Genomic DNA, 9,272 nt, shown 5'->3' with positions numbered 1-9,272 from the left:
TAAATTGAAACGCCGTATACGCGAACCGTACGTACGGTGTTGTGAGAGGGGCGAAAATAATACACTTATTTTCCCCCTACTCGATTATGCAACTAACGGGGCAGATTAGTGGAAAAAGATATGAAACTGGATTTTCATAGCATCTTTTTTAGTTTATTTATACAATAAAAGTGCAGATTTAAATATTTGGAGGTTTTTATATGTTAAGAGAGGCGACGTTACCGGAAGCAAAAGAAGCTGCTCAACTTGCTTTGCTGCTTTGGCCCGATAACAATTTAGAAGCATTTATACAAGAAATAAAGCAGATTATTGCTCAGCCTGACTCGACTATTATCTTAGCTTATCATAACAGCGAAGCAATTGGTTTTGCACAATGCCAATTGCGATATGATTATGTTGAAGGGACAAGTTCAAGTCCGGTAGGATATTTAGAGGGACTTTATGTAAAGGAAGCATTTCGCAAGCAAGGCTTTGCGAAAAATTTAGTTAATACTTGTGAGAATTGGGCTAAGAAAAAAGGCTGCCAGGAGTTTGCTAGTGACTGCGAATTAGAAAATAAAGAAAGCCTAGCAATGCATCTTAAATTAGGATTTAGTGAAGCAAATCGGATTATTTGTTTTAAAAAAATGTTATAAGTACGTAAATTGAAGATTCTCCAATCTAATTAACGACTTTATTATTTTGTTACGATGCTATCAGTGCAATATTCCTGTAATGAAAGAACTGATTAAATATCAAAAGCATTCAAGTTTGTATTCAAAGCGCCTTGACATGTGTTCAGAAAAGTACGAGTTTTGGAACAAAATATTGGGTTTAAGAAATATTGACTGGTTGCTTTTTTGATAAAGAGTGCTTTTTTAATTTTGCTCCGCAATCGGGCTTTTAATGGAGGATGGCTTGTGAAAGTAGGTTTGTGCATAAAAGGAAAATAAAGGCTTTGATAATCAATGGAGTAAATGAAGCTATTTGTTAAAGAGAAACAAACAGCTTCATTAGTATGTTTAATTTAATAGTGCTTTTAGGGATTTCCTTTTCCAGAAAAATTGATGATAAGCAGATTGTGCCAAGAAATTGACGATGAATGCAATTGGATAGGCGAGCCATATTCCATTGATCTCAAGTGATGTAAAATGTGACAAGGAGTATGCTACTGGAACTTCAATCAGCAAAATACTCGTGATTGTAAAAATTGTTGGCCATAATACAGTGCCTGTTGCTCTCATTGTTGCTGAGATTGCTTGAGTGTGACCCAAAATAATATAACTCCAAAATGAGATTATAATAAGGTCTTTTGCGAGATTAATGGTATCGGAGTTGTCTAAAAAGATTCTTAAAATCGGGTTTGGTATTAGGTAAAGAATGAGAATGAGAATACCGCCAAGGAGATAATTGAGTGTAATGGCTATTTTCGTTATGTGTTTAATGTTCGAAACGTTCCCAGATCCCACGGCTTGTGCAACAAATACTGAAATGGCAATTGAAATGCTCATTGCTGGTATTTGAACGTAGCTTGCAATTTGATTCACGATTCCATATGCAGCCGTTGCATTGGAACCATAATCATTTACAAAAGTTATGACTGCGAATTCTGACAGCGCTATTGAAACCATACTAATACTAGTAGGAATGGCTAATTTCAGTAAGGTTTTCAATACGGAGCCTTTCAAGTGAAGATGTTTCAAAATAATGGAGTCTAATTTGAGTACATGATTTCGTTTGTGTAAAAATACTAACAGAATCACAAGTGTAATGAAATTGGCTAATACAGCAGCGTAAGCAGCACCATTTAATCCGAATTCTGGTAAACCCAGCCAACCGAAAATAAGAATTGGCAGCAAGGCAATATTTAAGATAATACTAATCAATAAAAAATAAAAAGGTGTTTTTGAATCGCCAACACCTCTCATAAAGGTTGTATAGCACATATATATAAAGGTAATGGGTAATGTAACAAATAAAATACGTGCATACTCTGCACTTTCAATCAGAATATTCTCAGGTGTTCCCATCCATTTTAGAATATCTTCTGTAAAGAGCCCTCCGATTAGGGCGACAGCAATGGAAATAATCATCGTAAACGCTAAAGTAACCCCTACGACTTCTTTCACTTTTTGGATATTTCCACTACCGTACGTTTGCCCAACTAGAATGGAACTTCCAGATCCAATTCCGATGACAAATGATACTAAGAAAAAAAATAGAGGGAAGAAGGCAGAAATAGCTGCTAAAGAATCTACTCCAAGTGTTTGCCCAACGACGATAATTCCAAATACTTGACCTAATGATTGCAAAACACTTGCAAAAATGACAGGTATGAGAAAAGCAATCATCGGTTTTGCTAAAATAATAGTTTCATTTAAAGATTTATTCATTTCATATAACTCCTAATAGGTTTCATTTCAAAAGAATCCCTCACTTTTTGGATCAAGATTATAAACAAAGTGAGGGAAAAATCATCAAGTATGAACATTTCAGTCCTAACTCGTATATGATCATTTATCTAACAAATTATTATAAAAGCTGATAATATAAACCGAATTGAGTATCATACCATAACAGTTTGCCGTGTTTACGTTTAGGGATACGTGTTTTTAATCCCCATTCAGGATACTGTTTAATAATCTGAACTTGATCACCAGTAGCAACAGCAATAAATGATATATAATGATCTTTTGTCATAGGGTGGTCGCTTGAAATATACCATTCATGATCAATTTCTGTAATGGATAGTTTTTCTTCGTCTGTTGCTTTCTTCGCTTCTAATCGTTCTAACTTTCTCCCACAACAAGATAGGGTTATATCTCCAGTTGCTAATACAATATTATTACATGACGAACAAACAAAATAATTTGATTTTTTCATATTTCCACCTACAAATTCATTCGACGATAATTCGCCATCTAAAATATTTTCTATATTTACGCCCAATAGGGTAGATAAACTTGGTAATAGCGTGACATCTGGGCAGCCATACCCACGCTCCCATTTTGAAATCGTTCGATCAGAAATGTTCATTTGATCAGCTATTTGTTTCTGTGTCAGCCCTTTTTCTTTTCGCAAATTATAAATTAACTCTCCAACTTTACGATTATCCATCATTGTCTCCTCCTGCTCCCTTTTTATCTTAGAGGTTTATAAAGTTTAGAACAACAAACGCTCCGTAGAGTTTACCTGTTTTCCTTTTGATCATGTTTTTATGACTATAATCAATCGACTATTTATTGCTGCTATTGGTTTATGGATTCTTCCTTATATAGTTAACTATATGGAAAATAAAAATCAGGATTTTTCAAAAGTAAAAGACAATTTGAAGTTGTGTACTTAAAAGTAACGAGGGCTTTAACACAATATCTGAGGAACTATTTTTGCAACTTTTTCGTATTTTTCAATCCTCCGCAATCGGGTGCGATTACTAAACAATAAGCAGTTACTTTTTACTAAAAGTATCAGAATAATTATATAAATGAATGGAAAAATTATTAAGAAACCTAGCTAATCTTCATATGAAGGTAGCTGGTTTTTTAAAGTTGGATGTGCAAAATAACACTTAAAGTGCAAATTATCGGTCAAAGTGACAGCTTTCTAATACCAAAACAAAATCCAATCTTTCCTAATCCACGTTTTCCTTCCATCTCTAAACCTTACTATGTAATATTGATCATTTCCGATACCTACGATTATCCCTACTGTGAAACTGTTCCACCTGTTCTTTGCCTTGCCTACATAAACTTTCATATTTAACATTTGAATTCCCCCTCTTACTTAATCAAGTGGAGTATATTCTATTAAAGTAAACCGTTTAAACCCTATAGCCCTTCAAAAAAAAACTCCCCTTATTTATTTAGGTGGATTTTATTCTATTAAACTAAAACGTTTCTAGGGTCTAGCCTATAAAATTTTTAATTATGAACAAAAAAAGAACCCCTTTCTATTAAAGGAGTCCTTTTTCATTTTTAATTATAATAAACGGTTCCAGAATTAAGGCTTATTGATGCACCGTTCGTATTCGCATCTCTGGAGCAGGCATTTTTTTTTACCTAATGTATATACGTATTACTTACCAATACATTCTTTAGAATAGTTGAGGGGATGATAAATTCTGATTCGCCATATGCACCTGGTGATACTTCGTATTTGTCGAAACAAATAACCAATTTACCATCTTTATTGATATAGAAGTTTTGTTCTTTTTTAATTTTTTTGAACAAACCTTCTGAATTTATGTCATTTGGAATTCCTTCTACCCAATAATAAACATTTTCTTTGTCTGCATTATATCGTTCAATCATTTGTTTTTTGATATTTTCACTAATAATATTAATGTAGTCTTCATTTTTAAATAGACTTGGTAATGTAATTAAAATGTCATTTTGTTTATCGATTGTGTCAAATTGCGTTACAGAATAACCGTTTGAGGTACTGACTTCGTAACGCTTGATCGAAAGAATCTGATTGTTATCTGTTTTTACTTCATATCCACCCTTAATACCTAAATGAGCACCACCAACACTTTGCGAATAGTTTACATCATGTTTAAAGCTTTCAAAAAGTTCTTTTCCTTGTGCAAGATATTTTTCATTTAAACTCTCTTCAAATTTTTTATCTTTTAATCCGGTTACTTTTGGTACTTTAATGTTTGCTTTTGTCTGTTCTTCATTTACTGTAAACTCATGGAAAGTAACGACTTTCACTAAACTATTAAGTATCGGTACCTTTGAAAAAGTAGCTGCAAATGATTGGTTTGTATTGACTCCTGTTACAAAAATTGTTGCGATAGCTGCAGTAGTAAGTACTGAATATAATTTCTTATGATTTTTTTTCTTACTCACTTGTTGAACTCCGCCTTGTTGTAACGCTTTTCGCACGACAAATTCCAATTCGTCTGGAATTTGAATGTTTTTAAAATCAGTTTTCAAATCCTCTAATTTGCGATCTGTCATTGTCTTTATCGTCCTTTCTAAATTACATTCATTTCAATTCGTAACATTGATAAAGCTTTATATAACCGGGTTTTCACCGTGTTAACATTCTCGTCCAATATTTTTGCAATTTCTTCTAATTTAAAATCCGCAAAATATCTCAACATAATGACACTACGATATTGAACTGGTAATGAATCCAAAGTGTTTTTTAAATCAAAATCTGTATATTGATCTAACTTCCCATCGTCAAGACTTGTTAGAACTTCATCATCTACAATCACTAAACGTTTCTGTTTTCGAAGTAGATCTATGGAGGTGTTAACGACAATTCGATAGAACCAAGTCTTCAAAAGTTCAGGCTTATCTAATGATTCTTTCTTCGAAAGTGCTTTTATAATAGATTCTTGTACAATATCGAGCGCATCTTCTTTGTTCTTTACGTAGTAAAAAGCAAGTCGATAATATTGTTCTTTATTTTGTATCACAAAATCTGCGATCAGCTGATCCGAGTTTATTTGTTTCACTTTCTTGTATTCCTCTCAATAAAATATTTTTAGAGCTCTATATCTATTAAACGGAGAACTCGTTCAAAAAGTTTTAAATAAAAAATTATTATTTACTGGACGTCCAGTTATAGTTAGTTATTTTAGAAAAAATTTGATTTAATTTTTCGGGGTCTAGGGAAATAAAGAAAAAAGAACGAACCCTTTTCAAGTAGACAGTAAAAAAAGGTATTCTAGGAAGGCGTATTCCAATATTCTATAGGAATACGGTTATTATTCGGCTCAAATTATAAAATGAAACAAAAAAACACATCCTATGATCAGCTGCTTTTCGTTTGAAAAGTCCCTTAATTAACGTACAATTTTCTTTTTTGGGTCGTCTGACCCCTACTAGGCGTGTTTGATGTTGATGATATATTGTTAAATACTTTTGGTAGTATTTTAGGCTTCTTAATTTTCACTTTAATTATAAAAAAAATTAAACGTTAATCAACTAACGGGTTCTTTACTTCTATATGGGGCTGGAAATAGCTCCATTTCTTATGCAAATAAAGGGGCAGTTTAGTTTAATAAGGGTTCCATTTAAAAAGGAACCGCGATTGGCGATTCCTAAGATTATTATTTATTTGCTGCGTTTATGGTACTAAGTGAATTGTTAAGTACTGTTTTACACTTGTTTACATCAGGATTCGATGAACGAACTGCTGCTAATACAACATCAATTGTTCCATCAATTTTCGTCCATGTAGCGCCATCGATTTTTCGAAGCTTAGGTTCCTGTGTGTCCCATTGATGTTCTAATTCATCTGCCCTTTTTTTCGCTGAAGCAAAGTCATTTTTGTTTACAGCGTTTAGTATATCATTTTCGATTTTTGCAAAATCGTTTAACTGTCCAGATAATGTAGTTTGTGAGGCACCAGATTTTGATGTTGATTTATTTGCACCTTTTAAGACACTAAGTGAATTAGTAAGTGCTGTTTTGCTTTGATTAATATCAGGTTTTGAAGAACGAACCGCTGCTAGCACAGAGTCAATTGTTCCATCAATTTTTGTCCATGTAGTGCTATCAATTTTTCGAAGCTTAGGTTCTTGTGTATCCCACTGATGTTCCAAATTATCAGCGCCTTTTTTTGCTGAAGCAAAGTCGTTTTTATTTACAGCGTTTAGCATATCATTTTCAATTTTAACAAAATCATTTAATTGACCCGCTAATGTAGCTTGCTCTGCAGCACCTTGTGATGCAATATTATTACTGCGCCAGTTATAACCACCTATACCAACAACTAAGAAAATTACGAGTACAACAATCGTTTGTGTTAGCACATGTTTCTTATTTGCATTACTTTGGTTTGTTTCCGCTATATCACTTTTAGCATTTGTATCAATTTTTGAAACGGCAAGGAAAACGATGATTGCTAAAATAGCGATAAGAAAAATCACACTCGTAACGGTTGTCCCGAGTCCTAATCCGCCATTTACTTTTGGTTGAGATAGGTAATCTCCAATTGACGCTCCAAGCGGACGAGTTAAAATATACGCAATCCAGAAAGCTAATACTCCGTCAAGTTTCAAAAATTTATAAGCTAAGAACACAAGAGCAATAATAATAACAACGCCTATTCCTGTGTTAAGATAACCAAAACCAAGTTGTTCGGAATATAAATCGCCGACCGCTGTTCCAAGTGCAAAGGTGAAAAGGACCGTAAGCCAGTAGAAAACCTCTCTTTTTCTAGTAAAAATTGAGTGGATCGATAGTGTTTTTTCACTAAGATACCAAAATAGAAAAGTCAGTCCTAGTAACACCGAGAATACAGCTGTACTAACCTCAAGTGGTACGCCCATATTATCTGTCAAATTATCCGTTACAAGTGTTCCAAATACGCTTATAAGAACAACTGTTACCCAGTAAATGGCTGGAACATATTTGTTTGCTTTAAATTGAAAAAACAATGCAATAAAAAACGCAACTCCCATAATAATGGTAGTAAGAGTTAAACCAAGTCCAATGTTGAAATTGATGTAATCAGCAAATGTTTCACCAACAGTTGTACACAAAACTTTGATGATCCAAAAGAAAATCGTCACTTGTGGCACTTTGTTAAGTAAAATTTTCATTTTATTTTGGTTTTCTTGCATATATAATTTCCTTTCTTTAAAGTGGTTTCCCACAACTTAATTTTATTTCTCTCTCTAAATAAGGATACCCATCCAAATCCAAGTTAATCATTAAGGAAGTCTGCGCTGTTTCTCCCACAGTGGTTGCCATAATCTTGACGATTCCAAAAAATATGGTGACTTGTGATTCTTTGCATATCATTTACCGACCTGAAGGTTGGACCATTTCAGTTTGTTCAGAAAATGCTAAGTTTTCTTTAATGGAACACATCTCCTTTTTGGAAGTAGTCATTGTTACAAAGCAATTTCCATCTCTGACAAAAATAGAAAATACAACATTTCCCCATAATAAGAAAAAGTCTGTTTATCAATTAACCGTAGGATTTCAACTCTTATTACAGCCGATTTTCCATTTGAAAAAATCCTTATCTTTCTTGACTTAGGTCTTTATGGCTGTACTTAGCCAGGAAAGGGATATGTTTCGTTAATCTGTCATACATGTAGAACACTACTTGTACCAAAGGCTCCAATTTTTTGGAAGACTGCATAACGAATATGCTTGCCCCATATGAAATAAGGGCGCCACCAATCACGTCTGCAGGATAATGGACTCCGACGAATATACGCGAAATGCCAACAATAATAGCCCATACTAATACGGGATACTTCCACGAGTCGTTTCGTAGCACCATCGTACATGCTATGGAGAATACCAATACCGAGTGATCACTTACAAACGAAGAGTCAGCAGGATGCGGTATTAACTGATGAACATGGTGTGCCACGAATGGACGTGGATGATAGTAGACAAGGTGAAGGATTGCGTTTATGAACAATCCAAGTAAGCAAGAAAAAACAGCGTATATAGCTGTGTACTGTTTTTCCGCTCGTTTTTCTTTGTTTGCAATAAACCATAGTAACAACATAAGTGCGATTACCACATAAGGAACGCTATTAGTGATGAATATCATTCCTCTATCTAGATAAGAGAAATGGCCGGACCCACCGTTAATCCATTGAAATATTTCATAGTTCATATTGTTCACCTCCTTGCTTATATGGTTTTGGTTTCTCATTTAAAATCAAGTTGACCAGAAACATGCATTCTGAGTGTATCGAAGGAACCTGAACATCCTATGAAAATTACGTTAAAAATAAATTAAAAAAGAAAAATAAATGCGAGTTTAGTGCTATAGTCGTTTAAAAATGAAGGCAAAAACAAATAGTAAGCTATTGCATGTGCAAAGCGTCTTTTGATGTATTTTGGAAGCCTATCGTGAACTTAATTGAGGCTGAAGAAATGGAATTTTTAGTTGTTAACGCACAACATATGAAAGCAGTCCCTGGTCGAAAAACAGATGTCAAGGATGCTGAGTGGATCGCTCAACTCCTTCGTCATGGGTTGTTGAAGGCAAGCTTTATCCCTGATCGAAATCAGCGAGAATTGCGTGAGCTTGTTCGTTATCGCAGAAGTATTATTGAAAGAACGAGCTAGACAGCATAATCGAATTCAAAAGGTTCTTGAAGGTGCAAATATCAAACTAGCAAACTTTGCGCGAAGTTCGATGAAGAAGAAAAAAGATGATTTAATCCTTGCCCTGAATGGGTATGTGAATCCTCATCAACGCATGCTGCTCAAAACGATTCTAACTCATATTGATTTTCTGACTGAACAGATTGAAAAACTTGATCAAGAGGTTGCCCAAAGAGTTAGTGTGTATCAAGAAAGCAT

7 protein-coding genes and 2 pseudogenes are annotated in these 9,272 nt (G+C 34.1%); 2 read left to right on the top strand and 7 right to left on the bottom strand.

The genetic code is table 11. From position 1 onward, the window contains the following. Positions 1-200 precede the first annotated feature (200 nt). On the top strand, positions 201-635 hold the full coding sequence (aac(6'), locus tag ACQKMR_RS27620) for an aminoglycoside 6'-N-acetyltransferase (RefSeq protein WP_427700122.1): 435 nt from the start codon (positions 201-203) through the stop codon (positions 633-635). Positions 636-1,001: 366 nt separating this feature from the next. On the opposite strand, the gene ACQKMR_RS27615 is transcribed toward aac(6'), so the two are convergent. From ACQKMR_RS27615 to ACQKMR_RS27585, 7 genes and pseudogenes are all read right to left on the bottom strand, one after another. Beyond that, complete coding sequence (locus ACQKMR_RS27615) at positions 1,002-2,372, bottom strand: MATE family efflux transporter (protein WP_427700121.1); 1,371 nt, start codon at positions 2,370-2,372, stop codon at positions 1,002-1,004. 139 nt (positions 2,373-2,511) lie between these two features. Further along, positions 2,512-3,096 (bottom strand): helix-turn-helix domain-containing protein, encoded by a 585-nt coding sequence (locus ACQKMR_RS27610; protein WP_427700120.1) that lies wholly within the window; start codon positions 3,094-3,096, stop codon positions 2,512-2,514. Between the two features lie 486 nt (positions 3,097-3,582). Continuing rightward, positions 3,583-3,744 carry a hypothetical protein gene (locus tag ACQKMR_RS27605; RefSeq protein ID WP_352928083.1) on the bottom strand — a complete coding sequence of 54 codons (162 nt, stop codon included), beginning with the start codon at positions 3,742-3,744 and terminating at the stop codon, positions 3,583-3,585. Between the two features lie 293 nt (positions 3,745-4,037). Next, positions 4,038-4,940, bottom strand: a complete 903-nt coding sequence (locus tag ACQKMR_RS27600; protein WP_427700119.1) for an RsiV family protein — start codon at positions 4,938-4,940, stop codon at positions 4,038-4,040. 17 nt (positions 4,941-4,957) lie between these two features. Beyond that, positions 4,958-5,446, bottom strand: a complete 489-nt coding sequence (locus tag ACQKMR_RS27595) for an RNA polymerase sigma factor (protein WP_376112872.1) — start codon at positions 5,444-5,446, stop codon at positions 4,958-4,960. 1,353 nt (positions 5,447-6,799) lie between these two features. After that, positions 6,800-7,561 (bottom strand): annotated as a pseudogene (locus ACQKMR_RS27590) (hypothetical protein); the annotation flags it as partial. A 404-nt stretch (positions 7,562-7,965) separates the two neighbouring features. Continuing rightward, positions 7,966-8,577, bottom strand: coding sequence for an undecaprenyl-diphosphatase (locus ACQKMR_RS27585; protein ID WP_427700118.1), 612 nt, complete (start codon positions 8,575-8,577; stop codon positions 7,966-7,968). 224 nt (positions 8,578-8,801) lie between these two features. On the opposite strand from ACQKMR_RS27585, the pseudogene ACQKMR_RS27580 reads away from it, so the two are divergent. Further along, positions 8,802-9,272: pseudogene (locus tag ACQKMR_RS27580) on the top strand (IS110 family transposase); the annotation flags it as partial.

The organism is Peribacillus sp. NPDC096540 (genome assembly GCF_050278525.1).
Lineage (GTDB): Bacteria > Bacillota > Bacilli > Bacillales > DSM-1321 > Peribacillus.
The sequence above is the reverse complement of the archived record's forward strand: the minus strand, read 5'-3'. Positions and strand labels throughout refer to the sequence as shown.